At 50.0% G+C, this 24,941-nt stretch carries 25 protein-coding genes and 1 pseudogene; 16 read left to right on the top strand and 10 right to left on the bottom strand.

Going from position 1 to position 24,941, the window contains the following annotated elements:
• Nucleotides 1–33 precede the first annotated feature (33 nt).
• On the top strand, nt 34–942 hold the full coding sequence (gene cysM / locus MPHASIOC01_RS13715) for a cysteine synthase CysM (RefSeq protein WP_064595381.1): 909 nt from the start codon (nt 34–36) through the stop codon (nt 940–942).
• Between the two features lie 71 nt (nt 943–1,013).
• Here cysM and crr read toward each other — a convergent pair whose 3' ends face one another.
• From crr to cysZ, 5 genes are all read right to left on the bottom strand, one after another.
• Nucleotides 1,014–1,523, bottom strand: a complete 510-nt coding sequence (gene crr, locus MPHASIOC01_RS13710) for a PTS glucose transporter subunit IIA (RefSeq protein ID WP_064595379.1) — start codon at nt 1,521–1,523, stop codon at nt 1,014–1,016.
• Between the two features lie 39 nt (nt 1,524–1,562).
• Complete coding sequence (gene ptsI / locus MPHASIOC01_RS13705; RefSeq protein ID WP_064595377.1) at nt 1,563–3,290, bottom strand: phosphoenolpyruvate-protein phosphotransferase PtsI; 1,728 nt, start codon at nt 3,288–3,290, stop codon at nt 1,563–1,565.
• 52 nt (nt 3,291–3,342) lie between these two features.
• Entirely contained in the window at nt 3,343–3,600 is a 258-nt protein-coding gene (gene ptsH / locus MPHASIOC01_RS13700) for a phosphocarrier protein Hpr (protein ID WP_036116227.1), read from the bottom strand.
• A 383-nt stretch (nt 3,601–3,983) separates the two neighbouring features.
• Nucleotides 3,984–4,955, bottom strand: a complete 972-nt coding sequence (gene cysK / locus MPHASIOC01_RS13695; protein WP_353614870.1) for a cysteine synthase A — start codon at nt 4,953–4,955, stop codon at nt 3,984–3,986.
• Between the two features lie 219 nt (nt 4,956–5,174).
• Nucleotides 5,175–5,945 (bottom strand): sulfate transporter CysZ, encoded by a 771-nt coding sequence (gene cysZ, locus MPHASIOC01_RS13690; protein WP_064595373.1) that lies wholly within the window; start codon nt 5,943–5,945, stop codon nt 5,175–5,177.
• Between the two features lie 295 nt (nt 5,946–6,240).
• On the opposite strand from cysZ, the gene zipA reads away from it, so the two are divergent.
• From zipA to MPHASIOC01_RS13675, 3 genes and pseudogenes are all read left to right on the top strand, one after another.
• The gene (zipA, locus tag MPHASIOC01_RS13685) at nt 6,241–7,224 is read left to right on the top strand and encodes a cell division protein ZipA (protein WP_353614869.1); all 984 of its coding nucleotides are present in this window, start codon (nt 6,241–6,243) and stop codon (nt 7,222–7,224) included.
• Between the two features lie 62 nt (nt 7,225–7,286).
• Complete coding sequence (ligA, locus tag MPHASIOC01_RS13680; protein ID WP_353614868.1) at nt 7,287–9,305, top strand: NAD-dependent DNA ligase LigA; 2,019 nt, start codon at nt 7,287–7,289, stop codon at nt 9,303–9,305.
• A 2-nt stretch (nt 9,306–9,307) separates the two neighbouring features.
• Nucleotides 9,308–9,526: pseudogene (locus MPHASIOC01_RS13675) on the top strand (DUF3820 family protein).
• On the opposite strand, the gene MPHASIOC01_RS13670 reads toward MPHASIOC01_RS13675, so the two are convergent.
• Complete coding sequence (locus tag MPHASIOC01_RS13670) at nt 9,523–10,536, bottom strand: bile acid:sodium symporter family protein (RefSeq protein WP_064595367.1); 1,014 nt, start codon at nt 10,534–10,536, stop codon at nt 9,523–9,525. The pseudogene MPHASIOC01_RS13675 and the gene MPHASIOC01_RS13670 overlap by 4 nt on opposite strands.
• 137 nt (nt 10,537–10,673) lie before the next feature.
• Between MPHASIOC01_RS13670 and MPHASIOC01_RS13665 the strand changes: the two genes are divergently transcribed.
• On the top strand, nt 10,674–11,615 hold the full coding sequence (locus tag MPHASIOC01_RS13665) for a LysR family transcriptional regulator (RefSeq protein WP_064595365.1): 942 nt from the start codon (nt 10,674–10,676) through the stop codon (nt 11,613–11,615).
• Here MPHASIOC01_RS13665 and MPHASIOC01_RS13660 read toward each other — a convergent pair.
• Nucleotides 11,606–11,971, bottom strand: coding sequence for a FlxA-like family protein (locus tag MPHASIOC01_RS13660; RefSeq protein ID WP_064595363.1), 366 nt, complete (start codon nt 11,969–11,971; stop codon nt 11,606–11,608). The genes MPHASIOC01_RS13665 and MPHASIOC01_RS13660 overlap by 10 nt on opposite strands.
• Before the next feature lie 126 nt (nt 11,972–12,097).
• The gene (gene acpH / locus MPHASIOC01_RS13655) at nt 12,098–12,679 is read right to left on the bottom strand and encodes an ACP phosphodiesterase (protein WP_064595361.1); all 582 of its coding nucleotides are present in this window, start codon (nt 12,677–12,679) and stop codon (nt 12,098–12,100) included.
• A gap of 95 nt (nt 12,680–12,774) precedes the next feature.
• Here acpH and queA point away from each other — a divergent pair, with 95 nt between their 5' ends.
• The 5 genes from queA (at nt 12,775) to secF (ending at nt 18,361) form a co-directional block, all read left to right on the top strand.
• Nucleotides 12,775–13,845: a tRNA preQ1(34) S-adenosylmethionine ribosyltransferase-isomerase QueA gene (queA, locus tag MPHASIOC01_RS13650; RefSeq protein WP_064595359.1), complete on the top strand. Its 1,071-nt coding sequence runs from the start codon at nt 12,775–12,777 to the stop codon at nt 13,843–13,845.
• Nucleotides 13,846–14,021: 176 nt separating this feature from the next.
• Nucleotides 14,022–15,149 (top strand): tRNA guanosine(34) transglycosylase Tgt, encoded by a 1,128-nt coding sequence (gene tgt / locus MPHASIOC01_RS13645; protein WP_064595358.1) that lies wholly within the window; start codon nt 14,022–14,024, stop codon nt 15,147–15,149.
• A gap of 22 nt (nt 15,150–15,171) precedes the next feature.
• Nucleotides 15,172–15,504 (top strand): preprotein translocase subunit YajC, encoded by a 333-nt coding sequence (gene yajC / locus MPHASIOC01_RS13640; RefSeq protein ID WP_036116194.1) that lies wholly within the window; start codon nt 15,172–15,174, stop codon nt 15,502–15,504.
• 27 nt (nt 15,505–15,531) lie between these two features.
• Entirely contained in the window at nt 15,532–17,379 is a 1,848-nt protein-coding gene (gene secD / locus MPHASIOC01_RS13635; RefSeq protein WP_074388766.1) for a protein translocase subunit SecD, read from the top strand.
• A gap of 10 nt (nt 17,380–17,389) precedes the next feature.
• The gene (secF, locus tag MPHASIOC01_RS13630) at nt 17,390–18,361 is read left to right on the top strand and encodes a protein translocase subunit SecF (protein ID WP_064595354.1); all 972 of its coding nucleotides are present in this window, start codon (nt 17,390–17,392) and stop codon (nt 18,359–18,361) included.
• Nucleotides 18,362–18,635: 274 nt separating this feature from the next.
• Here secF and MPHASIOC01_RS13625 read toward each other — a convergent pair whose 3' ends face one another.
• Nucleotides 18,636–19,493, bottom strand: coding sequence for a nucleoside-specific channel-forming protein Tsx (locus MPHASIOC01_RS13625; RefSeq protein ID WP_064595352.1), 858 nt, complete (start codon nt 19,491–19,493; stop codon nt 18,636–18,638).
• A gap of 364 nt (nt 19,494–19,857) precedes the next feature.
• Nucleotides 19,858–20,427 (bottom strand): DUF3251 domain-containing protein, encoded by a 570-nt coding sequence (locus MPHASIOC01_RS13620; protein WP_353614867.1) that lies wholly within the window; start codon nt 20,425–20,427, stop codon nt 19,858–19,860.
• A 150-nt stretch (nt 20,428–20,577) separates the two neighbouring features.
• On the opposite strand from MPHASIOC01_RS13620, the gene nrdR reads away from it, so the two are divergent.
• From nrdR to pgpA, 6 genes are all read left to right on the top strand, one after another.
• Nucleotides 20,578–21,027 (top strand): transcriptional regulator NrdR, encoded by a 450-nt coding sequence (gene nrdR, locus MPHASIOC01_RS13615; RefSeq protein ID WP_064595350.1) that lies wholly within the window; start codon nt 20,578–20,580, stop codon nt 21,025–21,027.
• 3 nt (nt 21,028–21,030) lie between these two features.
• Nucleotides 21,031–22,143, top strand: coding sequence for a bifunctional diaminohydroxyphosphoribosylaminopyrimidine deaminase/5-amino-6-(5-phosphoribosylamino)uracil reductase RibD (ribD, locus tag MPHASIOC01_RS13610; RefSeq protein ID WP_353614866.1), 1,113 nt, complete (start codon nt 21,031–21,033; stop codon nt 22,141–22,143).
• Between the two features lie 142 nt (nt 22,144–22,285).
• Nucleotides 22,286–22,756: a 6,7-dimethyl-8-ribityllumazine synthase gene (gene ribE, locus MPHASIOC01_RS13605; RefSeq protein ID WP_064595346.1), complete on the top strand. Its 471-nt coding sequence runs from the start codon at nt 22,286–22,288 to the stop codon at nt 22,754–22,756.
• A gap of 21 nt (nt 22,757–22,777) precedes the next feature.
• Nucleotides 22,778–23,197 (top strand): transcription antitermination factor NusB, encoded by a 420-nt coding sequence (gene nusB, locus MPHASIOC01_RS13600; protein ID WP_036116178.1) that lies wholly within the window; start codon nt 22,778–22,780, stop codon nt 23,195–23,197.
• A 99-nt stretch (nt 23,198–23,296) separates the two neighbouring features.
• Entirely contained in the window at nt 23,297–24,274 is a 978-nt protein-coding gene (thiL, locus tag MPHASIOC01_RS13595) for a thiamine-phosphate kinase (RefSeq protein ID WP_353614865.1), read from the top strand.
• Nucleotides 24,252–24,773 carry a phosphatidylglycerophosphatase A gene (gene pgpA, locus MPHASIOC01_RS13590; RefSeq protein ID WP_064595342.1) on the top strand — a complete coding sequence of 174 codons (522 nt, stop codon included), beginning with the start codon at nt 24,252–24,254 and terminating at the stop codon, nt 24,771–24,773. Before thiL ends, pgpA begins: the two co-directional genes overlap by 23 nt.
• Nucleotides 24,774–24,941 lie beyond the last annotated feature (168 nt).

The following is a 24,941-nucleotide window of genomic DNA, read 5'->3' as shown; positions in this document are numbered from 1 at the left end:
TAAGGCCGCTTTTTTGTTGGGAAAAGTCGCTTAATGATACTTGAACAGACTATTGGTCATACACCGTTGGTGCGTTTGCAGCACACCGGGCTGAATAATGGCAGTGAAATTTGGGTAAAACTGGAAGGCAATAATCCGGCAGGCTCCGTAAAAGATCGTGCTGCGTTGTTTATGGTTACTCAGGCTGAAAAGCGCGGTGATATCGCGCCTGGCGATACACTGATTGAGGCAACCAGCGGCAACACGGGGATTGCGCTGGCGATGATTGCTGCCATGAAAGGCTACAAAATGAAGCTGCTGATGCCAGCCAATATGAGTCAGGAGCGTAAAGCCGCCATGCAGGCTTATGGGGCCGAGCTGATTCTGGTCAGCCGGGAACAGGGTATGGAAGGCGCGCGGGAACTGGCTCAGAGCATGGCAGACAATGGCGAGGGGAAAATTCTCGACCAGTTTAATAACCCGGATAACCCACTGGCGCATTTCACCACTACCGGGCCGGAAATTTGGCAGCAAACACAGGGCAGAATAACCCATTTTGTTTCCAGTATGGGAACCACAGGTACTATTACAGGCACGGCCCGTTATTTAAAAAGCCAGTCTGGTACTGTGCGTATTGTTGGCCTGCAACCGGAGGACGGGAGTAGTATTCCCGGTATTCGCCGCTGGCCTGCAGCCTGGATGCCTGGCATTTTTGATGCATCTCTGGTTGACCAGGTGCTGGATATAAACCAGATTGACGCGGAAAACACCATGCGTAAACTGGCCGCAACAGAGGGCCTGTTCTGTGGTGTCAGCTCAGGTGGCGCGGTGGCCGGCGCATTGCGTGTGGCCAGAGAAAACCCCAATGCGCTGGTAGTGGCCATTATTTGTGACCGGGGAGACCGTTACTTGTCTACTGGTGTATTTGGTGAAGAGCACTATACACAAGGCGCAGGGATTTAAAGCTTCACTTTTGGGCATAAAAAAACGGCACCCATGAAGCATGAGGTGCCGTTTTTACAGAACAGGCCTGGTTATTTTTTGATGCGGATAACCGGGGTTTCGCCCACAGTTACAGAACCAGTCAGTTTCACCAACTCTTTGATTTCATCCATATTGGAGATGACAACCGGCGTCAGAGTAGATTTTGCTTTTTCTTCCAGCAGCGGCAGATCGAATTCGATGACAACGTCACCGGCTTTCACGCGCTGACCTTCTTCAGCAATACGTTTGAAACCTTCACCTTTCAGTTCGACTGTGTCAATACCGAAGTGAACGAACAGTTCGATGCCAGAGTCAGATTCAATAGAGAAGGCATGGTTAGTTTCAAAAATTTTTCCGATAGTGCCGTCAACCGGAGCAACCATTTTGTTGCCATTCGGTTTGATAGCAATACCATCACCCACAATTTTTTCAGCAAATACCACATCCGGTACGTCTTCGATATTAACGATTTCACCAGACAGCGGAGCAACAATCTCAATAGTTCCGGTATCTTTTTTATCATCGGAAACCAGAGATTTCAGTTTATCAAACAAACCCATGATCTTCTCCTAAGCAGTAATTGGGCCGCATCTCGTGGATTAGCAGATAGTTTTTTCTTCAATGAACTTGTTAACCAGCTTCATTAACTCGTCCGTAGTCGGTTGAGCAAGAGCCTGCTCTGCTAAAACCTTGGCATCTTCGAAGTTCGTGTTACGAATAATCTTCTTAATGCGCGGGATAGAAATGGAACTCATACTGAATTCGTCGAGGCCCATCCCCAGCAACAGAAGTGTAGCACGTTCATCGCCAGCAAGCTCGCCACACATACCTGTCCACTTACCTTCTGCATGAGATGCATCAATAACTTGCTTGATCAGGTTCAGTACAGACGGTGACATCGGCTGGTAAAGATGTGAAATCATATCATTACCACGGTCAACCGCCAGCGTATACTGCGTTAAATCGTTGGTACCGATACTAAAGAAATCGACTTCTTTCGCCAGATGGCGGGCAATGGTTGCCGCAGCAGGTGTTTCCACCATTACGCCGATTTCAATATTTTCATTAAATGCTTTGTCTTCAGCACGCAGCTCGTCTTTGTAAGACTCCAGAGCGGCACGCAGTTCGCGCACTTCCTCAACGGAAATAATCATCGGGAACATGATGCGCAGTTTACCGAAAGCAGATGCACGCAGAATGGCACGCAACTGGTCACGCAGAATTTCGCGGCGATCCAGCGCGATACGTACCGCACGCCACCCAAGGAACGGGTTATCTTCTTTCGGGAAGTTCATGTAAGGCAGCTCTTTGTCGCCGCCAATGTCCATGGTACGGACAATTACAGCCTGATCACCGCATGCCTGGGCAACTGCTTTATAGGCTTCAAATTGTTCGTCTTCAGTGGGCAGTGCGTCACGGTCCATGAACAAGAATTCAGTACGGTACAGACCAACCCCTTCCGCACCATTACGTTCAGCACCTGCGACATCACGCACAGTACCGATATTAGCGCAGACTTCTACCTGGTGCCCGTCAAGGGTAATCGCAGGCAGGTCTTTCAGTTTAGCCAGCTCAGCTTTTTCTTCTGCAACCTGAGCTTGCGCGGCGCGCAATGCTTCTATCTCGTCGTTGTCCGGGTTAACGTAAACTTTGTTGTTAACCGCATCCAGGACCAGATAATCGCCATTTTTAACCTGAGAGGTCACATCGCCAGTACCTACAATAGCAGGCAGTTCCAGAGAACGCGCCATGATGGAGGTATGGGAAGTACGGCCACCTAAATCGGTGATAAAACCGAGAACTTTTTTCAGGTTCAGCTGTGCGGTTTCTGAAGGAGTCAGATCAGCGGCAACCAGGATAACTTCGTCCTGAATTGCACTTAAATCGATGATAGCCAGGCCAAGAATGTTACGCAGCAAACGCTTACCGATATCACGAACGTCAGCGGCACGTTCTTTGAGGTATTCGTCGTCCAGCTCTTCCAGTGCGGTAGCCTGACCTTCGATAATTTCGTTAGCTGCTGCATCAGCAGTAACCAGCTTATCTTTAATCAGGGCTATGATTTCCTGCTCCAGCTCCTCATCTTCCAGCAACATAATGTGGCCTTCGAAGATGGCTTCTTTTTCTTCACCAAACGTTTCGCCAGCCTTGATTTTGATGGCTTCTAACTGTGCCGCAGCTTGCGCACGGCCATTCAGAAAGCGCTCAACCTCCTGGTCGACTTTGTCGGCAGAAATCTTTTTCCGGTCGATGACAATCTCATCTTCTTTCAGAAGCAGCGCTTTACCAAAAGCAATACCCGGGGATGCTAAAATGCCTGAAATCATAACCCTACCTTACTTGTGACTGATATAGAGAATTCGCTCGAATAACAAAAACTTATTCGAGTTCCGCCATCAGTTTAACCAGATGTTCAACTGCTTTTTGTTCGTCGTCGCCTTCAGCAGAGATGGTAACAACGGTGCCCTGAGTCAGACCCAGAGTCTGCAGTTTGAACAGGCTTTTGGCGCTGGCGCTTTTACCATTGGAAGTCACAGTGATTTCGGCGTTAAAGCTTTTTGCTTCTTTCACAAACTGGGCGGCAGGGCGGGTGTGAAGACCGTTCGGAGCGGTAATAGTAACTTCTTGCTGGAACATTGTTTTTCCCCAACTTATAGGTTTAGTGTCTGGATCTAGAGTAGAGCCGTGTGGCTTAACTTTAGCTTGTATCTGTCGCTTACGCGTAGACAAACCGTGTCAAAAGCAGAAAAGCGCTAAATAGCGCTGGCTGGCTGCCCTGCACATCGCTCGTCTGAAACATTATGTATTATGCCGCGAATGTGTAACCTGTAACAAATCAGTAAATCGATTCAGCAGGCGGGATCACGAATCAGCGATTAATTTCGAGCCTCGAAATAAAGTTGCAGGTTAAATACCAGACCCAGGCAAATGAAGCAATGGCGGGTAGCGTAAAAATTTGAACTACTCCACAAAAAAGCACCCATTCGGGTGCTTTTTTGCTCATTTTGCCAGGTCTGGCATCACTGTTGCAGTTCTTTCTCAGTGAACAAGTCTGCAAACAATGCTGTGCTGAGATAACGCTCGCCGGAAGAAGGAAGAATAACAACAATATTCTTGTTGATAAAGGCTTCATCTTGCTGGAGCTTCAATGCGGCTGCAACAGCCGCACCGGAAGAGATCCCGGCAAGGATACCTTCTTCTTCCATCAGACGACGTGCGGTGGAGATAGCCTCATCGTTAGTAATAGTTACCACTTTATCGACCAGTTTCAGGTCGAGGTTGCCTGGAATAAAGCCTGCGCCAATACCCTGGATTTTATGCGGACCCGGTTTGATTTCATCCCCAGCCAGCGCCTGAGTAATAACCGGGGAATCAGTTGGCTCTACCGCCACGCTGATAAGGTCTTTCTTGCCTTTGGTGTTTTTGATGTAACGTGTCACACCAGTTAGTGTACCGCCAGTGCCCACACCTGCGATGAACACATCCACCTGGCCATCGGTATCTTCCCAGATTTCCGGGCCTGTTGTTTTTTCATGGATTTCCGGGTTTGCCGGGTTACTGAACTGCTGTAAAAGCAGGTATTTTTCCGGGTTACTGGCAACAATTTCTTCTGCTTTCTGAATGGCACCTTTCATCCCTTTAGGGCCTTCGGTCAGCACCAGGTTTGCGCCAAGCGCTTTGAGCAGTTTACGTCGTTCAATACTCATGCTTTCAGGCATCGTCAGCGTTAACTTGTAACCACGGGCTGCAGCGACGTAAGCCAGAGCAATACCTGTGTTACCACTGGTAGGTTCAACCAGTTCAACGCCAGGCTTCAGTGCGCCACGTTTTTCGGCATCCCAAATCATGTTGGCACCGATACGGCATTTCACGCTAAAGCTCGGGTTACGGGATTCGACTTTAGCCAGAATCTTACCGTTACCGATGCGGTTGAGGCGAACTAACGGCGTATGACCAATCGTCAGTGAGTTGTCTTCATAAATCTTACTCATAGCCAGTCCTTAACTGTATGAAATTTGGGAACCGTTCCAGCATACCTGCTCAGCATCGCGGGTGAAGGACGGATTTCGCATATCTATATTCAGATGAGAAATAATAACAAGCAGAATGAAATAAATGATGGCATAAGTTGCCCTGAGTGCAAACGCGCCTCGAAGCGATTCAGGTTGCAGAGAAACTGGCCCACACCACCGTGGGCCATGAAAACCGGTTTATTGAGCTGAAGGCCAGCGGCCATGTTTAGTGCGATACTGATCCACCCACATAGCCGTTGCACCACATACTGCAACCGGCATGATGACCAGGTTAAGCACCGGAATCAGGGTACAAAGGCTGACCAGCGCACCAAATTGCATATTCATTACTTTGCGGGTGCGCAGAGCCACGCGCATATCTTTAAAAGGCACTTTGTGGTTATCAAATGGGTAGTCACAGTACTGAATTGAAAGCATCCAGGCACTGAACAAGAACCACAGCACCGGCGCAATGGTTTGCCCTATACCCGGGATCAGGTAAAGCAGAAGCAGCACTAATGCTCTTGGTAAATACCATGCCAGTTTTTGCCATTCACGTTTCATGATGCGCGGGATATCTTTTGCAATACCTATAAGGCCAGTATCAGGCGGGGTATTGCCCGTCAGGCGTGCTTCCAGTTGTTCAGCCAGCAATCCATTAAAAGGTGCGGCTATCCAGTTGGCTATAGTTGAAAAAAAGTAGCCAAAAATAAGTAAAATAGAGATGACTGCTAACGGCCAGAGTAAATAGCTCAGCCACTGTAACCAGTTGGGAACATGGCTCAGCAGGGCAGGTATCCACTGGTCAAGCCGGGTAAATAGCCAGCCAAATGCTGTGCCCATCAGCACAATATTTACCAGTAATGGTAGAAAAACAAACCGGCGAATGCCTGGTGCAGTGATGAGTTTCCATCCTTGAGAGAAGTAAAAAATGCCGCTACGTGAAGCCGCAGGGGATGATGAAACCATGTTGGTTGGTACTCCTTGAGTCATCCGGATTATATCGCCTGTGTATCATAACCCTGAAACCGGCTCAGACTTCAAGCCGTCTCATTCCTAAGGTGGTATGGATTACGCTGAAAAATTTGCGCACAGGGTAGCGAGATGAATCTGAAAACGGTCGAAAAAACAGCAAAAAACACGTTTTATTTCATCTTTCTGTCTGGAAAAACACGCCTGCACTTGCACTTGTTGTGATGGACAAATACTCTTAGTGAGTAAATGTTTGCCGCTGTGGCAAGGTGTTAGAACAACCGAGAATATAATGATGCAGGATTTGCGTCTGATATTAATCATTGTTGGTGCGATTGCGATTATTGCGTTACTGATCCATGGGTTATGGACCAGCCGTAAAGAGCGCTCTTCCGTGTTTCGCGATCGCCCTTTAAAACGGATGAAGTCGTTGCAGGACGACGATGACAGTGAAGATTACGACGACGAGGAAGAAGAAGGTGTCGGCGAGGTTCGCGTTCACCGGGTAACCCCTGAGCGCCATAATGAGCCTGTAGCTCCACCCACACCTCAGCATAATTATCAGCCGCCTTATGAGTCGGCACAACCGCGTCGCCAGCCGACAGCGCAGCAGCCACCTGCGCCTCAGGCAGAGAAGGAACCTGAAACCCGCGAGCCAGTTGTGCGCCATGCGCAACCAGCGCCGGAACCTGTTCGCCATCCGCAACCGCAGAAGCCGGTTGACGTGGAAGTGTCACATTACCGTGAACCTGCTCCTGCTCATCGTGAGCCGGAACCGGCGCCTCAGGCAGAACCAGCATCGCAACCGGTACCTCAGGCACACAGTGCGCCACAGCCTGAAACTAAATCGCAAACGAAAGAAGCTGTCATTATCATGAACGTCTCTTCCCATACCGGGGGGCAGTTCAATGGTGAAGCATTGCTCAACAGCATTCAGCAGGCAGGCTTCCAGTTTGGTGAAATGAATATTTTCCACCGGCATCTCAGCCCGGATGGTAGTGGCCCTGTTTTGTTTAGCCTGGCAAACATGGTAAAACCCGGCTCATTCAGCCTTGATGAAATGTCCACGTTCATGACTCCGGGTGTGACGATTTTTATGCAGATCCCTTCTTACGGGGATGCATCGCAAAACTTCAAACTGATGCTTCAGTCTGCGCAACACATTGCTGATGAAATGGGTGGCGTGGTAATGGATGACCAGCGCCGCATGATGACGCCACAGAAACTGCGCGAGTATCAGGACCTGATTCGCGAAGTGAAAGAGGCCAACGCGTAACTTTTTCGCTTTTCTTAACAAGGCCCCCGCTAGTCGGGGGTTTTTTATATTGATGGTGTGTTATGGAACCTATCGAACAAAAACTCAATCAACTGCGAACCACTCTTCGCCATCACGAATACCTTTATCATGTTATGGATGCACCGGAAATTCCGGATGCTGAATATGACAGGCTGATGCGTGAATTACGTGAACTGGAAAGCGCTCACCCTGAAAAAATAACACCTGATTCACCTACCCAGCGAGTCGGGGCTGCGCCGTTAACTGCTTTTACTCAGGTTACTCATGAAGTTCCCATGCTTTCACTGGATAACGTCTTCGATGAAGAGAGCTTTCTGGCTTTCAATAAACGTATCCGTGACCGCCTGAGTGATACCCAGGATGTGGTGTACTGCTGTGAACTCAAACTGGATGGTCTGGCTGTCAGTTTGCTGTACGAAAATGGTGTGCTGGTTCAGGCGGCGACCCGTGGTGATGGAACTACCGGGGAAAACATTACCGCGAATGTTAAAACTATCCGGGCCATTCCGTTGCGCTTACAGGGCGACAACATTCCTGCGCGCGTGGAAGTGCGCGGTGAAGTCTTCTTGCCACAGGCTGGTTTCGAGAAAATTAATGATGAAGCCCGCCGCACTGGCGGGAAAGTGTTTGCTAACCCGCGCAATGCAGCTGCAGGTTCATTGCGCCAGCTTGATTCCCGTATTACCGCGAAGCGGCCACTCACATTCTTCTGCTACGGTGTGGGTGTACTTGAAGGTGGTGAGCTTCCTGCGAGCCATATGGCGCGTTTGCAGCAATTCAAAGCCTGGGGGCTGCCAGTCAGTGATCGCATTCGTTTGTGTGACTCACCGGAAGCGGTGCTGGCGTTTTATCGTCACGTCGAAGATATTCGCCCCCGCCTCGGTTTTGATATCGATGGCGTGGTGATTAAAGTGGATTCTTTAGTGCAGCAAGAACAACTGGGGTTTGTGGCACGCGCTCCACGCTGGGCTGTGGCTTTTAAATTTCCGGCTCAGGAACAGATGACGACGGTGCGTGATGTCGAGTTTCAGGTAGGGCGTACAGGGGCTATCACCCCGGTGGCTCGCCTTGAGCCGGTACAGGTTGCCGGGGTGTTGGTTAGCAATGCCACGCTGCATAATGCCGATGAAATCGAACGCCTTGGCCTGCGAATTGGCGATACAGTGGTGATTCGCCGTGCAGGCGATGTAATTCCACAGGTTGTGAACGTAGTGCTCTCTGAGCGCCCGGAAGAAACCCGCGAAGTCCAGTTCCCGGCGCACTGCCCGGTATGTGGTTCCGATGTGGAGCGGGTTGAAGGTGAAGCCGTAGCTCGTTGCACTGGAGGCTTAATTTGCGCAGCACAGCGTAAAGAAGCGCTGAAACATTTCGTCTCACGTCGCGCACTGGATGTTGATGGTATGGGCGATAAAATTATCGACCAGTTGGTGGAAAAAGAGTACATCGATAATCCGGCTGACCTGTTCACGCTGACTGCCGGAAAACTTACCGGTCTTGACCGTATGGGGCCGAAATCGGCGCAAAATGTGATTAACGCACTGGAGAACGCTAAGCAAACCACCTTTGCCCGCTTTCTGTATGCGTTGGGGATTCGCGAAGTTGGTGAAGCAACAGCGGCAGGTCTTGCGGCTCATTTCGGCACACTGGAGGCGTTAATGGCGGCTTCGGTTGAGCAGTTACAGCAAGTTCCGGATGTCGGCATTGTGGTTGCCACACATGTGCACAACTTTTTCCTGGAACAGCGCAACCGGGATGTCATTGAACAACTGGTTCATAAAGCGGGTATTAGCTGGCCTGACCCGGTGGTGGTTAAGCCTGAAGAGATAGACAGCCCCTTCGCCGGGAAAACCGTCGTGCTTACTGGCTCGTTAAGCCAGATGTCCCGTGATGATGCCAAAGCTCGCCTGGCGGCACTGGGGGCTAAAGTCAGTGGCAGTGTTTCGAAGAAAACTGACCTGGTGATTGCCGGTGAGGCGGCAGGTTCTAAGTTGCAGAAAGCGCAGGAGCTCGGTATTGAAGTCATTGATGAAGCCGAAATGCTCCGTTTATTGGGTGTATAACAATGGATAAGGCCCAACTGATTGAGGTTGCCAATACGGTGATGCCGTTTGGCAAATACAAAGGGCGGGTTCTGATTGACCTGCCCGAGGAGTAATTGTTGTGGTTTGCCCGCAAGGAAGCGTTTCCTGCCGGGCAACTGGGCGAACTGATGTCGCTGGCGCTGTTGATTAAAACCGAAGGGCTGACTTCTCTGGTGCAGCCCTTACGCCGCTCTCATTAACCTTCCATTACCGGGCGGGCTGCTTTGTGGCTTGCCTGACTGGCTTCCTGTTCTGCTTTGCGTTTATACCGGCGTGCCAGCATAGCGCATGTCATTAGCTGGATTTGGTGAAACAACATCAGTGGCAGCACCATGATCCCAACAGTTGCTGCCGGAAACAGAATATTCGCCATGGGAATACCATTGGCCAGGCTCTTTTTCGAACCACAGAACACAATGGTGATTTCATCTGCTTTATTAAACCCGGCACGGCGGGCAACCTGAATATTCACGCAGATAACAATAGCCAGTAATACCAGGCTGCTGCCGATAATAAACAGCAGGCTGCCCAGCCCAACCTGATGCCAGATCCCATGGGTCACGGCTTCGCTGAATGCGGTGTAAACCACCAGTAATATGGAAGTCTGGTCTGTTTTACCAATCCATTTTTTATGGCGGGTAACAAAGCCCGCTGTTAGTGGGCGTGACAAGTGCCCCAGAACAAAAGGCAGTAACAATTGCAGCATAATCATGCCCACCTGGTGCAGGGTGGAGCCACTTGAGCCGTGTACGTTCATCACCAAACCGACCAGTAACGGCGACAGGAATATCCCCAGTAAACTGGATGCCGAAGCGGAACAGACTGCTGCAGCCACATTACCGCCAGCCAGCGAAGTAAACGCGATAGCGGATTGTACTGTGGCGGGAAGAATACACAGGTAGAGAAAACCGTTATACAACTCCGGGCTGACTGGAAAGGGAGCCCACCAGGCAAATAACACGCCCAGTATTGGGAATAAGACGAACGTGCTGCACATCACCCACAGGTGCAAACGCCAGTGGCTGCCACCGGCCATAATCGCTTCGCGGGAAAGCTTGGCACCATGCATAAAAAACAGCAGGGCAATTGCCGCATTAGTCAGCCCATCGAAAAAGCCCACATAGTGCCCTTGTGCAGGCAAAAAGGTGGCTAACAGCACTGTACATACCAGTGTCAGTGTAAAAGGGTCGAGTATGCGCAGTAATTTCATCAGGATAACCTTCTTAATATTTAATGCCTTGCACATAGTGGCAAAACAGTGAGAACGCAAAGCTAACAGTCAGGATTGTGCCGGGTTATCTTTAAGAAATAAAATTGATTGGTTTCATGAATTCATGAGGAAGTTAAATGAATTATACACTGCGCCAGTTACGTATCTTCGTGGCAGTTGCCCGTACCCAGAGTTTTAGCCGTGCCGGGGAAGACATTGGCCTGAGCCAGTCGGCTGTCAGCCATAGTGTTAAAGAACTCGAACTGGCTCTGGAAGTAAAATTGCTGGACCGAACCACCCGCGAAGTGGTCCTGACTGAGGCCGGGCAACAAATGGCGATGCGCCTGTCCCGCGTGCTGGATGAACTGCACAGCGTATTACTCGACAGCCGTGCTCACAGTTACACATTAAGCGGTATTGTCAGAGTGGCTGCCAGCCAGACCATTTCAGCACACCTTATGCCGCAGTCTATCGCACAAAGCCAGCGGCAATTTCCTGACATCACCTTCATGCTGCATGACCGCCCACAACAGTGGGTGCTGGAAAGTGTGCGCCAGGGCGAGGTCGATTTTGGTATTGTGATTGATCCCGGGCCAGTCACTGATTTGTTGTGTACCACAGTGTTATCTGAACCGTTTTTTTTATTGTGCCGTCGCGACAACGCGCTCAACCAGAAAGCCAATATTTCCTGGCAGGATCTGGCCGGACAGTCACTGGTTTTGCAAGACTATGCTTCCGGTAGCCGGCCGCTCATTGACGCGGCGTTTGCCGGGCAAAATATTGAACCACATATTGTTCAGCAAATAGGGCACCCGGCAACACTTTTCCCAATGGTTGAGGCGGGTATTGGTATCAGTATTTTGCCTGCGCTGGCCCTGCCACTTCCGGGTGGCGACTCACTGGTTGTCAGGCAACTCAGACCAGTTGTTGAGCGCAAAATTATGCTGATTCGGCGTAAAAATCGCTCATTATCAGCTGCCGCTGAGGCAATTTGGTCGGTGATTGCAGAACAGGCCTGTCAGCTTGACCAGGCCCGGGAAAACGATCCCTTGTATCAGTCTGGAATGCGTTATACGTAAAGATCAATCTTGTTTGCTGAGGATGGATTATTAACGCCTTCAGGCTTTTTCTCCGATTCGGCCTGGGTTTGCTGCTGAGCCTGAGTTTGGCTGTCCTGGGCTTTTTGAGCCTGTTGTTGCTCAAGCTGTGCCAGTTGCGCCTGCAACATTTCAATTTCGGACTGAAGAATCTGCTGCTGCTTTTTATTGAGTTCAGCATCTGTATTAGAGTTCGGTAACTCCTTAAGTTGCTGGGTCAGTTGGATGATTTGCTGGCGAATCTGGTTTATCTGCCCGGATAAACTGCTTGCGGATGAACCCGATGAACTGTAGCTACTCTGCGCAGCTGATGTCACAGATGAGCTGATGGTTGACATTATTTTCTCCTTTTTTTCGCAATAACCAGAATCAATATCGGCATTTTTTGCCTGATCTTGAACGGTATGTTTCAGAAACTGCGTGGTGAAGGAGGACAACCTGCCACCAATATGGCTGCGTCGCTTTTACAGCTGCTTATTCCGGGCTTTTTCCATCATGGCCGGGTAAAACTGCCAGAACAAGGTTTCCAGTTGCGGGTAACAGGTATCCAAATCCTGCCAGGAGTCACGCAAACTCGCCAGGCGCGGGCGGCGGTTAGCCATCCCATTCAGCACTGAAGCAATAAACCCCATATCACTGTAGCGTTCCAGCCAGCGCTCAGCCCAAAGATACTGGTTAAGGTTAACAAAACGCTCTGGTGAATCTGGCAATACAGGGGTAATGGTTTCCCGTGCGTGATCAATAAAATCACTCAGTGCAAATTGGGGCGATAGCTGAGCCCAGTGGCGGGAAAGGAAGTGATCCCACATGACATCCAGGCTGATGGGCGCAACCCGGCGGGTTTGTGGGCGAAACCAGGTACAGGCCAGCTTCACTTCAGGCAAGTTATCGGTAAACACATCAATACGCCGGTGCAGGTGAATACCGTCTGACAAAGCCTGTGGGTAGATACCTTCTGGCTTACCGCGAACAAAATCAGCCATTAAATTACCGGGCAGCGAACTCTCGGCGAGGTGCGCCAGGTGTAAATGTGCAAGAAAATTCATAACACCACTCTGTAACGGATTTGCGGCTGGTGGTTGCAGGGAAACGCCCCTGGCACTAGACTAAGCCGCCTGTTTTTAAGTCTAAGTGAAGAGCCATGCGTGTTGCCGATTTTTCTTTTGAATTACCCGAATCCTTAATTGCCCACTACCCACAAGCTCAGCGCAGTGCCTGCCGGTTACTGTCCCTGGACGGGCCGACGGGTGCTCTCACGCACGGTACTTTCACCGACTTGCTCGATAAACTCAACCCCGGAGATTTACTGGTGTTCAATAACACCCGCGTGATCCCGGCTCGTTTATTTGGCAAAAAAGCCAGTGGCGGCAAAATTGAATTGCTGGTTGAACGGATGCTGGATGAGCACCGTGTGCTGGCACATATTCGGGCATCCAAAGCCCCGAAACCTGGCGCAGAGCTGTTGCTGGGAGATGACGAGAGCATTAAAGCAACCATGGTGGCACGCCATGATGCATTATTCGAAGTGGTATTTGAAGAAAGCCGTCCGGTACTGGATATATTAAACCAGATTGGCCATATGCCGTTGCCGCCGTATATCGACCGGCCAGACGAAGAAGCAGATAAAGAGCTTTATCAGACGGTATACAGTGAGCGTCCTGGGGCTGTCGCGGCGCCTACCGCAGGCCTGCACTTTGATGAGCCTTTGTTGGCGGCGTTGCGTGAGAAAGGCGTGGAAATGGCCTTTGTCACGTTACATGTTGGTGCAGGGACTTTCCAGCCAGTGCGGGTGGACAGCATCGAAGACCACATTATGCATTCCGAATATGCCGAAGTGCCGCAAGAAGTCGTTGATGCCGTTATGGCCGCTAAAGCGCGTGGTAACCGGGTGATTGCCGTAGGTACCACCTCTGTGCGCTCACTGGAAAGTGCGGCCACGGCAGCAAAAGAGGCGCTGATAGCGCCTTTCTTCGGCGACACTCAAATCTTTATTTATCCGGGCTACCAGTATCAGGTGATTGATGCGCTGATTACCAACTTCCACTTGCCCGAATCCACGCTGATTATGCTGGTCTCTGCATTTGCCGGTTACCAACACACCATGCATGCCTACCATGAGGCTGTAAAATCTGAGTATCGCTTTTTTAGCTATGGGGATGCGATGTTTATCACGTACAATCCTCAGGCCATTAATGAGCGCCCGGGGGAATAACCTGTAGCAAGGTTCTCCTGGTGTTTTGCCAGCCAGACGCTTCGCGTAGTGCTATGCGGAGCGTTTTTGTCTCTGGCAGCCCTTTGCCTGTTGCCTGGCAAAAATGACAGCCCACAAGCAGCACTACTGCTTGTGGTGGATTAACCATCAGATTGTGTCTCTGATGCGGAGGATATGTGAAATTTGAATTAAAAAATACCGATGGCCGTGCCCGCCGCGGTAAATTGGTGTTCGAACGTGGGGTAGTGGAAACCCCCGCATTTATGCCTGTTGGCACTTATGGCACCGTAAAAGGTATGACTCCGGAAGAAGTTGAGGCCACGGGTGCGCAAATTATTTTGGGCAATACCTTTCACCTGTGGCTGCGTCCAGGCCAGGAAATTATGAAACTGCATGGTGATTTGCACGATTTTATGCAGTGGAAAGGCCCGATCCTGACGGATTCCGGTGGTTTCCAGGTATTTAGCCTCGGCGACATTCGTAAGATAACTGAAGACGGTGTGCATTTCCGTAACCCGATCAACGGCGATCCTATTTTCCTCGATCCTGAAAAATCGATGGAAATTCAGTATGATCTCGGTTCTGATATTGTGATGATCTTTGATGAATGTACGCCTTACCCGGCCGACTGGGATTATGCGAAACGTTCCATGGAAATGTCACTGCGCTGGGCGAAGCGTAGCCGTGACCGTTTTGATTCCCTCGGGAATAAAAACGCGTTATTTGGCATCATTCAGGGCAGTGTTTACGAAGATTTACGAGATATCTCCGTTAAAGGACTGGTAGATATAGGTTTTGATGGCTACGCTGTCGGCGGTTTGGCTGTGGGGGAGCCAAAAGCAGATATGCACCGTATCCTGGAACATGTTTGCCCACAAATTCCTGCGGATAAACCTCGCTACCTGATGGGTGTCGGGAAACCGGAAGATTTGGTGGAAGGCGTTCGTCGCGGTATTGATATGTTCGACTGTGTCATGCCTACACGTAATGCACGTAACGGTCACCTGTTTGTGACTAATGGTGTGGTGAAAATCCGTAACGCGAAGTACAAGAGTGATACTGGCCCGTTAGATGAAGAGTGTGATTGCTACACCTGTCGCAATTATTCACGCGCGTACTTGCATCATCTTGACCGTTGCAACGAAATACTGGGTGCTCGTCTCAATACCATTCATAACCTGCGGTACTATCAGCGTTTAATGGCTGGTTTACGGCAGGCTATCGAAGAGGGTAAATTAGAGCACTTCGTTGTGGATTTTTACCAACGTCAGGGTAAGCCCGTTCCACCTTTGAATGTTGATTAATTAAATAAATGAGGGATTTTTAATGAGCTTTTTTATTTCTGATGCGGTAGCGGCAACTGGTGCGCCTGCTCAGGGCAGCCCGATGTCACTGATTCTGATGCTGGTGGTATTCGGCCTGATTTTCTATTTCATGATTCTGCGCCCACAGCAAAAACGTACTAAAGACCATAAAAAACTGATGGACTCTATCGCGAAAGGCGATGAAGTGCTGACTAATGGCGGGCTGGTAGGTCGTGTTAACAAAGTAGGCGAAAATGGCTATATTTCCATTGCGCTGAACGATACCACTGAAGTCGTTATCAAACGTGACTTTGTCGCAGCTGTCCTGCCGAAAGGCACTATGAAGGCGCTGTAATCTTCTGTTTTCCCAAAGGGAACTGCCGTGTTAAACCGTTATCCTTTGTGGAAGTATATTATGCTGGTCGTCGTACTTATCGTCGGCCTGCTGTATGCGCTTCCCAACCTTTATGGCGAGGATCCGGCTGTTCAGATCACTGGTGCGCGCGGTGCCGCCGCCAGTGAGAAAACGCTGGACCAGGTCCTGTCTGAATTTAAAAAAGATAATATCACCGCGAAATCTGTGGCGTTGGAAAAAGGCGCAATTCTTGCCCGCTTTGATTCAACAGATACTCAGTTACGCGCCAGGGAAGCACTGGTAAGTGCATTAGGCGATCAATATGTTGTTGCGCTGAACCTTGCGCCAGCCACACCGCGCTGGTTGTCTGCTATTTCTGCGGAGCCGATGAAACTCGGTCTTGATTTACGTGGTGGTGTGCACTTCCTGATGGAAGTGGATATGGATACTGCGTTGAGCAAACTGCAGGAACAGAATATTGATACACTGCGTAGTGATCTGCGTACCAAAAATATTCCTTACTCCAGTGTACGCAAAACTGATAACTACGGGCTCAGTATTACCTTCCCGAATTCATCTGCACGCGATGAAGCCATCTCTTATCTCTCTCCGCGCCACCGTGATCTGGTGATTTCCAGCCAGGGCGACAACGGGTTACGTGCAGTAATGAGCGATGACCGTCTGCGTGAAGCCCGGGAATATGCTGTGCAGCAGAACATCAATATTCTGCGTAACCGTGTAAACCAGCTGGGTGTTGCAGAGCCGTTGGTTCAACGCCAGGGTTCAGACCGCATTGTGGTTGAGTTACCCGGGATTCAGGATACCGCGCGTGCGAAAGAAATTCTGGGTGCGACAGCAACGCTGGAATTCCGTCTGGTGAATACCAGTGTGGATCCGGCAGCGGTGGCTGCCGGGCGTATACCGGGTGATTCTGAAGTGAAATACACCCGTGATGGTCAGCCAATTGTGCTGTACAAACGCGTCATTCTCACTGGTGACCATATCACTGATTCCACGTCGAGCATGGACGAATACAACCAACCGCAGGTGAATATTTCACTGGATAGCGCGGGCGGGAGCATTATGTCTAATTTCACAAAAGATAACATTGGACGCCCTATGGCGACGCTGTTTGTGGAATATAAAGACAGTGGTAAGAAAGATGCACATGGTCGCGCCATTCTGGTGAAACAGGAAGAAGTTATCAACGTGGCGAACATTCAGTCACGCCTGGGCAACAGTTTCCGTATTACCGGGATTAGCAACCCGACCGAAGCCCGTCAGCTTTCACTGCTGTTGCGTGCAGGTGCGCTGATTGCGCCAATCCAGATTGTCGAAGAAAGAACCATTGGGCCAACCCTTGGGATGCAAAACATCCAACAGGGTCTGGAAGCATGCCTGGCAGGTTTGGCAATTTCCATCATCTTTATGATCTTCTTCTACAAGAAATTTGGCCTGATTGCGACGTCTGCACTGCTGGCTAACCTGGTGTTGGTTGTCGGGATTATGTCCTTGTTGCCTGGCGCAACACTGACAATGCCTGGTATTGCGGGGATAGTGTTAACCCTTGCGGTGGCCGTTGATGCGAACGTGCTGATTAACGAGCGTATCAAAGAAGAAATGAGTAACGGCCGTACAATACAACAGTCCATTGATGAAGGTTACAGAGGGGCGTTCAGCTCGATTTTCGATGCGAACATTACCACCCTTATCAAGGTCATTATCCTGTACGCTGTGGGCACCGGGGCAATCAAGGGCTTTGCAATTACCACCGGTATTGGTGTGGCAACGTCAATGTTTACCGCAATTGTCGGTACCCGCGCCATCGTGAACCTGCTGTATGGCGGCAAACGCGTCAAAAAGCTGTCTATCTGAGGAGTGCGTTGTGGCACAGGAATATACTGTTGAACAATTGAACCACGGCCGTAAAGTCTGGGACTTTATGCGCTGGGATTACCTGGCCTTCGGCATCTCTGGTTTGCTGCTGGTTATTTCCCTGGTTGTAATGGGGGTTCGTGGGTTTAACTGGGGGCTGGATTTCACCGGTGGTACGGTGATTGAAATTAACCTCGAAAAACCTGCCGATATGGATCTGATGCGCTCTGCATTGCAAAAAGCGGGGTTCGTTGACCCGCTATTGCAAAACTTTGGTAGCAGCCGAGACATCATGGTTCGTATGCCGCCAGTGCATAATGCTAATGGCAGCCAGGAACTGGGTAATAAAGTGGTTAGTGTAATTAATGAAACCACTCACCAACAGGCAACGGTAAAACGTATTGAGTTTGTTGGCCCAAGCGTAGGTGCTGATTTGGCGCAGAAAGGTGGTATGGCGTTGTTTGCTGCGCTTATCTGTATCCTTATCTACGTGGGTTTCCGTTTTGAATGGCGTCTGGCAGCTGGGGTTGTTCTGGCGCTGGCGCACGACGTGATTATCACCATGGGGGTTCTGTCTCTGTTTCATATTGAGATAGACCTGACTATTGTGGCCTCGTTGATGTCGGTTATCGGTTATTCACTGAACGATAGCATCGTGGTTTCTGACCGTATTCGTGAAAACTTCCGCAAGATCCGCCGCGGTACACCTTACGAAATTTTTAACGTGTCATTGACCCAGACGCTGCACCGTACTTTGATTACGTCCGGTACCACTTTGATGGTTATTTTGATGCTGTATCTCTTTGGCGGCCCGGTGCTGAAAGGCTTCTCGCTGACCATGTTGATTGGTGTCACCATCGGTACGGCATCATCAATCTATGTGGCTTCTGCGCTGGCCCTGAAACTGGGCATGCGTCGTGAGCATATGCTGCAACAGAAAGTTGAGAAAGAAGGGGCGGATCAACCGCGCATTCTGCCTTAATTCTGTTTTGTTGTTGGCTGATAAAAACCACGGTGGTTAAACACCGTGGTTTTTTTTGCCTGTTACACAGGGGGTTACAAGGGGAGTAAGCAACAACAGATACCTGATGAGCACAGGCAATGTAGAAAACACTCTTCATCAGCAGGCTGTTGGTAAACAGCAGAACAGGTAAAGAAAATAAGGGGGGAGCGTGAATGGAAGTTAAAACGCCAGAGGAAAATCTCACCCCATACCAGCCAGGCTGGCATGGGGTGAGGGGAATCACATTCTGTTATCAGAAGTTATAACCCACTACCAGGTAATAACCCCAGCCAGTTGATTTCACATTGAAATCACCTTTACCGAAGTTCAAACCTGCACCATCCTCCCATTGACCGCCATTATGGAAATAACGGGCAACAACAGAGTAATGCCAGTGGTCATAGTTCAGCGCCAAAATGTGGCTGGAAGCAATTGAGTTGCTGGTGCGGTTCGGTTGATCGCCTAAATCGGAACCCCAGTCAAAGTTGGTGAAACCGATATAAGTCAACTTACCACCCCACAGGTCAGTAATCGGAACAAAGTATTTCACTTTGAAGCGATAACCATCCCATTCGTTCTCATTCGCTGCCAGATAGTTCTGCCATTGGTATTTGGCATAAATATTCAGAGACAGTCCCATTGGCAGGCCGGTATCGATATCGGTACCTAAACCCATATACCAGGTGCTCTGACGACCAGATTTATTCCGGCCCATATCGTAGATGTAGTTATTGGCAAAATACCACTCTTTGAACGGCCCAAAACTCAGGTCTGTTCCGGTCAGCTTATCAATGGAAAAGCGTGGTTCGATTTCCATAAACAGCGGGGAGCCGTGGTTCCAGATACCCGTAGAAGTAGAGTTGCCGCCAAAGAAGCGGGGTAAATCCACATAACCATAGAAATCAAAAAAGTCTTTTTTGGCAAAAGCTTCGTATTCCAGGTATGTGTCATTACGGAGTTGTGGTCCAAAGCGTGTGTGGTAACTGCCCACCACGTTAACACTCTGATGCCACCAGTCTGAGAGGTATTCACCACTGTTGTCTGCAGCCTGTGCAGATACAGTGTAAGAAAGTGCGACAGCTGCGCCTGCCGCTAAAAGTGTTTTTTTCATGTAGTAGTCACTGTTTTAGATGTCGCAAATGCATGAGAAGGCAGTTGCTATTGCCAGATATATTGGTTTTTAGCACGTCACAATTCTTATTCTGCCTCACAAATATATGTTCAGTTAATATAACTTGCATAAGCGAAATCGATTGCGTTCACGTTTGTGCCAATAAAACAGCGAAATTCTATCTGGTTTAATTTTACAGTCCAATACAAAATACTTTTTGCTGAAGCATTTTTGCAATCAGCTTAAATGTTTGCGTAAAAAATGTGATTTAAATCTCATTTTTAGTTCGGGGGAGAACTGACCCCAGGAGAAGTTGCAGCCAGCTGGATAACCGGCGTCGTGGCTGCAGATAAGTAACAGTGGTTTATTGTGCTGTGCCAGGTGTGACTTTACTGGCATCAGATGGCACCAGCCCATGAATACGGATAAAGCCTGCATCGCTGAGTTGGGTATCCGGCAGGTGAATGGCGAGATCAATGTCAACCGGTCCTGACGGTGCGGCAGGTGACTGAAATTGCAGTGAGTGGGTATTCACTTGCTGGTAATGTTCAAATGTGCCAGAGAGTTTTCCCCATACAAGGTTACCGTTAAATGCCGGTACACCTTTATCACCGTCCCGGTGGACATGAATATAAACAGTCACTCCATTTCCTGTTGGTTCAGTACGGGTAAGCGTGAAGGTTAATAACCCCAACTGGCTGGTAAGCCGTACCGGTGTGTTTGCTCCAGGAATTAACCAGGCGCCTTCAGTTGAACGGGCATTCAGTGCGTTCTGCCAGGCGACATCCCGGGTTTCTGTCTGTAGTGTGCGCATTTCGTGGCTCAGGGTTTGTACGTCCTGATGCACACTGGTTACTTCGGCCTGTGGTGTGCAACCACTTACTATCAATGTGGTGAACAACATAAATAGCCCTGACTGGTAACAGGTTTTCATAGAAAAATGATCCATAATTACGGGATTATGTTCAGAGTAGCGTGCGTGTAATGAAAGGCATAGCGCCTTTATCTCAAATCATCCGGGTTTGTCGTCTGAAAACTCCAGGGTAAACTATGCAACTATTGCAACAATCAATCAGGAAGCCTTATGCATTGCCCATTTTGTTCTGCAGTGGATACTAAAGTTATCGACTCACGCCTGGTGAGTGAAGGCTCATCTGTTCGGCGTCGGCGGCAGTGTCTGGTATGCAATGAACGCTTCACCACCTTTGAGGTGGCAGAGCTGGTTATGCCGCGCGTAGTGAAAAGTGACAATGTGCGTGAGCCCTTCAACGAAGATAAGTTGCGCAGCGGTATGCAAAAAGCGCTGGAAAAACGCCCGGTGAGCTCTGACGACATTGAAATGGCGCTGAATCATATTAAGTCACAACTCCGGGCTACAGGGGAGCGTGAAGTCCCAAGTAAAATGATTGGTAACCTGGTAATGGAGCAGTTACGTAAGCTTGATAAAGTCGCTTATATTCGTTTTGCTTCTGTCTACCGTAGCTTTGAAGATATTCGCGAATTTGGCGAAGAGATTGCCCGTTTACAGGATTAAATAATGCACGATGAAGGCTACATGGCCAGAGCGTTAGAGCTGGCGCGCCGTGGTCGTTTTACCACTCATCCTAACCCTAATGTTGGCTGTGTGCTTGTGCGTGATGGTGAAATCGTCGGTGAAGGTTTTCACTACCGTGCGGGTGAACCTCATGCCGAAGTGCATGCATTGCGTATGGCAGGCGATAAAGCTCGTGGTGCGACAGCCTATGTAACCCTTGAACCATGTAGCCATTACGGGCGAACTCCGCCTTGTTGTGAAGCCCTGGTTGCTGCCGGTGTCAGCCGGGTGGTGACGGCGATGCAGGATCCAAACCCGCAAGTTGCCGGGCGCGGGCTGTATCATTTGCAGCAGGCTGGTGTGGATGTCAGCCATGGGCTAATGAATAGCGAAGCAGAAAGCCTTAACCGGGGTTTTTTAAAACGTATGCGTACCGGTTTTCCCTGGATACAGGTGAAACTGGGGGCTTCGCTGGACGGGCGCACAGCGATGTCCAGCGGCGAAAGCCAGTGGATTACTTCACCGCAATCACGCCGCGATGTGCAGCGTTTGCGTGCGCAGAGTGCCGCAATTCTTTCCAGCAGTGCGACTGTTCTGGCCGATGATCCTTCACTGACTGTACGCTGGCAGGAGCTCGACGCTGATACACAACAATATTATCCCCAGTCAGCTTTACGCCAGCCCGTCCGGGTTATCATCGACAGTCATAACCGCGTGACGCCGGCTCACCGGCTTATCAGCCAGCCAGGGCAAACCTGGCTTGCCAGAACAATAGCAGATACACAGCTATGGCCGGAGGCTGTGGAACAGTTAGTGCTACCCGAACATAACGGGCATCTGGATTTAGTGGCGTTGATGATGCAACTGGGCCAGCGCCAGATTAATAGTGTATGGGTGGAAGCTGGCGCGCAACTGTCCGGCGCATTATTACAGGCAGGCCTGGTGGATGAACTGATTGTCTATATGGCGCCAAAACTGCTGGGTAATGATGCCCGTGGGCTGTGTGCTTTGCCGGGGCTGACCATGCTGGCTGATGCGCCACAACTGGTTTTCAGCCAGGTTCGCCAGGTTGGGCCAGATCTCTGCCTGCATTTGGTACCTGATACCAGCCACTGAGTCAGAACGGATGCACATAACCGGAATGCCGGAGGAGAGAAGGCATTCAGCGCGTAAGGTGTATAAAAGTAAGCAGTGCCTGAAAGATTATGATAAAATCCGCCCCCCTGCGGGGGCCACAACAAAACTCGTAAGGAAGAGTATGAACATTATTGAAGCTACCGTTGCTACCCCGGACGCTCGCGTCGCCATCACAATCGCGCGTTTTAATAACTTCATCAATGACAGCCTGCTGGACGGTGCGATTGACGCCCTGAAACGTATTGGTCAGGTAAAAGATGAAAATATCACCGTGGTTTGGGTTCCGGGTGCGTATGAGCTGCCACTGGCTGCTGGCGCACTGGCGAAAACTGGCCGTTATGACGCGGTGGTTGCGCTGGGTACTGTTATTCGTGGCGGTACTGCCCATTTCGAATATGTCGCAGGTGGTGCAAGCACTGGTTTGTCTCATGTCGCCCAGAGTAGCGAAATTCCAGTAGCCTTCGGTGTTCTGACAACCGAAAGTATTGAGCAGGCAATTGAGCGTGCTGGTACTAAAGCCGGTAATAAAGGTGCAGAAGCTGCCCTGACCGCGCTCGAAATGATTAATGTATTGAAAGCCATTAAGGCCTGATTTTTTAGTAAGGGGAATTCCGTGAAACCTGCTGCTCGTCACCGCGCCCGTGAGTGTGCCGTCCAGGCGCTTTACTCCTGGCAGTTGTCCCAGAACGACATCGCTGATGTTGAATACCAGTTCCTGGCGGAACAGGACGTGAAAGATGTCGACGTCATGTACTTCCGTGAACTGCTGGCCGGGGTGGCGAATAACAGCGCATATCTCGATGAGCTTATGAAGCCTGTATTATCTCGCCAGCTTGAAGAGTTAGGCCAGGTGGAAAAAGCGGTATTGCGTATTGCGTTGTTTGAACTGTCTAAACGTGATGATGTCCCATATAAAGTGGCCATCAATGAAGCGATTGAACTGGCTAAAACGTTTGGTGCAGAAGATAGCCATAAGTTTGTTAACGGTGTTCTCGACAAAGTCGCGCCTCAGGTGCGCCCACACCGGAAATAAGTTTGATACATGGCGTGTTGTCTTGTAAGGCAGCACCAGCATTGTTGTCATTGGCCGGGTTTCCCGGCCTTTGTTTTTTTATCTGTTGAGGCTTTTTGTATGGCTTGCGGTGAATTTTCGTTAATAGACCGCTATTTCAATCGTGTCAGCAGTTCGCGGCGGGATGTGGAAACAGGTATTGGCGATGACTGTGCCTTACTGGTTGTTCCTGAACGCCAGACCCTCGCGATCAGCACTGATACGCTGGTGAGTGGTATTCATTTTCTTCCTGATATGGCGCCTGCCGATATTGCCTGTAAGGCGCTGGCGGTAAATATTAGTGATCTTGCGGCGATGGGGGCAGACCCCGCCTGGCTTACACTGGCATTAACCTTGCCAAATGTGGATGAGAGCTGGCTTGCCGCCTTTAGTGACAGCCTGTTCGAGCAGCTCAGTTACTATGATATGCAGTTAATCGGCGGGGATACCACGAAAGGTCCACTGTCGATGACTCTGGGTATTCATGGTTTTGTTCCTCATGGCAGAGCGTTGAAGCGTAGTGGTGCACGTCCGGGAGACTGGATTTACGTGACCGGGACACCCGGTGACAGTGCAGCCGGGCTGGCGATTCTTCAGAAACGTTTGCTGGTGGAAGATAAGGTCCATGCTGACTGGCTGGTAAGCCGTCATTTACGCCCTAAACCACGGATTCTCCACGGCCAGGCGTTACGGGATCTGGCAAGCAGTGCTATTGATCTTTCCGACGGCCTGATCTCTGACCTGGGCCACATCCTGAAAGCCAGTGGTTGTGGTGCCCGCCTTGAGCTGGATAACCTGCCGCTTTCCGACGCGCTCAAGGCCAGTACATCAATGGAGCAGGCGCTGGAGTGGGCTCTGGCCGGAGGGGAAGATTACGAACTCTGCTTTACGGTGCCGGAAGTTAACCGTGGAGCGCTGGACGTAGCGATTGGCCATTTAGGTATTCCCTGGACTTGTGTGGGGCAAATGACCGTGGCCAATGACGGGCTGATACTGATGCAACAAGGAAAGCCGGTAAAACTGGAGTTACAAGGATATGACCACTTTGCGACCGTCTGAAAAAGCCGCGGCCAAACGCCGGCTTAGGCTATCTAACCCATGGCATTTGTTGGCGACCGGGTTTGGCAGTGGTTTAAGCCCGATAGTCCCCGGCACGATGGGATCCCTGGCAGCTATTCCTTTCTGGTATTTACTGAGCTTCCTGCCCTGGCAACTGTATGTACTGGTGCTGATGTTGGGAATCTGCATTGGCGTCTATTTATGCCATATAACAGCCCGTGACATGGGAGTCCATGACCACGGAAGTATTGTGTGGGATGAATTTATCGGCATGTGGATAACCCTGATGGCACTGCCCACCAATGACTGGCGCTGGGTGGCTGTAGGGTTTGTACTATTCCGTATTTTCGATATGTGGAAACCCTGGCCCATCCGCTGGTTTGACAAAAATGTGCATGGTGGTATGGGCATTATGGTGGATGACATTGTCGCCGGGGTTATCGCTGCAGCAGCCCTGTATTTATGTGGCCATTACTGGCCCATTGGTTTACTGAGCTGAGCCATGAAACAGCCCCTTACAGGGTTGCTTCATATTGGTGAAAAAGAAGGAAAAAGCGTGATTTTTCCTTCTTTTTAGTTAGCAGCCGAAAATCAATGAATTGATTTTCCTGGTTTTTTATTGGGTGCCATCCTCTCGTTCTGTGCGGACATGAGGTTGTGCCGATAG

It is taken from the genome of Mangrovibacter phragmitis (assembly GCF_040429585.1).
In the GTDB taxonomy this organism is placed as follows: Bacteria; Pseudomonadota; Gammaproteobacteria; order Enterobacterales; family Enterobacteriaceae; genus Mangrovibacter; species Mangrovibacter phragmitis.
This window is presented reverse-complemented; position numbering and strand designations above follow the sequence as displayed.

What these genes read in the sequence shown, in the direction of transcription:
- cysM (WP_064595381.1), top strand. Translation starts at nt 34, where the DNA reads ATGATACTTGAACAGACTATTGGTCATACACCGTTGGTGCGTTTGCAG.
- crr (WP_064595379.1), bottom strand. Translation starts at nt 1,523, where the DNA reads ATGGGTTTGTTTGATAAACTGAAATCTCTGGTTTCCGATGATAAAAAA.
- ptsI (WP_064595377.1), bottom strand. Translation starts at nt 3,290, where the DNA reads ATGATTTCAGGCATTTTAGCATCCCCGGGTATTGCTTTTGGTAAAGCG.
- ptsH (WP_036116227.1), bottom strand. Translation starts at nt 3,600, where the DNA reads ATGTTCCAGCAAGAAGTTACTATTACCGCTCCGAACGGTCTTCACACC.
- cysK (WP_353614870.1), bottom strand. Translation starts at nt 4,955, where the DNA reads ATGAGTAAGATTTATGAAGACAACTCACTGACGATTGGTCATACGCCG.
- cysZ (WP_064595373.1), bottom strand. Translation starts at nt 5,945, where the DNA reads ATGGTTTCATCATCCCCTGCGGCTTCACGTAGCGGCATTTTTTACTTC.
- zipA (WP_353614869.1), top strand. Translation starts at nt 6,241, where the DNA reads ATGATGCAGGATTTGCGTCTGATATTAATCATTGTTGGTGCGATTGCG.
- ligA (WP_353614868.1), top strand. Translation starts at nt 7,287, where the DNA reads ATGGAACCTATCGAACAAAAACTCAATCAACTGCGAACCACTCTTCGC.
- MPHASIOC01_RS13670 (WP_064595367.1), bottom strand. Translation starts at nt 10,536, where the DNA reads ATGAAATTACTGCGCATACTCGACCCTTTTACACTGACACTGGTATGT.
- MPHASIOC01_RS13665 (WP_064595365.1), top strand. Translation starts at nt 10,674, where the DNA reads ATGAATTATACACTGCGCCAGTTACGTATCTTCGTGGCAGTTGCCCGT.
- MPHASIOC01_RS13660 (WP_064595363.1), bottom strand. Translation starts at nt 11,971, where the DNA reads ATGTCAACCATCAGCTCATCTGTGACATCAGCTGCGCAGAGTAGCTAC.
- acpH (WP_064595361.1), bottom strand. Translation starts at nt 12,679, where the DNA reads ATGAATTTTCTTGCACATTTACACCTGGCGCACCTCGCCGAGAGTTCG.
- queA (WP_064595359.1), top strand. Translation starts at nt 12,775, where the DNA reads ATGCGTGTTGCCGATTTTTCTTTTGAATTACCCGAATCCTTAATTGCC.
- yajC (WP_036116194.1), top strand. Translation starts at nt 15,172, where the DNA reads ATGAGCTTTTTTATTTCTGATGCGGTAGCGGCAACTGGTGCGCCTGCT.
- MPHASIOC01_RS13625 (WP_064595352.1), bottom strand. Translation starts at nt 19,493, where the DNA reads ATGAAAAAAACACTTTTAGCGGCAGGCGCAGCTGTCGCACTTTCTTAC.
- MPHASIOC01_RS13620 (WP_353614867.1), bottom strand. Translation starts at nt 20,427, where the DNA reads ATGAAAACCTGTTACCAGTCAGGGCTATTTATGTTGTTCACCACATTG.
- nrdR (WP_064595350.1), top strand. Translation starts at nt 20,578, where the DNA reads ATGCATTGCCCATTTTGTTCTGCAGTGGATACTAAAGTTATCGACTCA.
- ribD (WP_353614866.1), top strand. Translation starts at nt 21,031, where the DNA reads ATGCACGATGAAGGCTACATGGCCAGAGCGTTAGAGCTGGCGCGCCGT.
- ribE (WP_064595346.1), top strand. Translation starts at nt 22,286, where the DNA reads ATGAACATTATTGAAGCTACCGTTGCTACCCCGGACGCTCGCGTCGCC.
- thiL (WP_353614865.1), top strand. Translation starts at nt 23,297, where the DNA reads ATGGCTTGCGGTGAATTTTCGTTAATAGACCGCTATTTCAATCGTGTC.
- pgpA (WP_064595342.1), top strand. Translation starts at nt 24,252, where the DNA reads ATGACCACTTTGCGACCGTCTGAAAAAGCCGCGGCCAAACGCCGGCTT.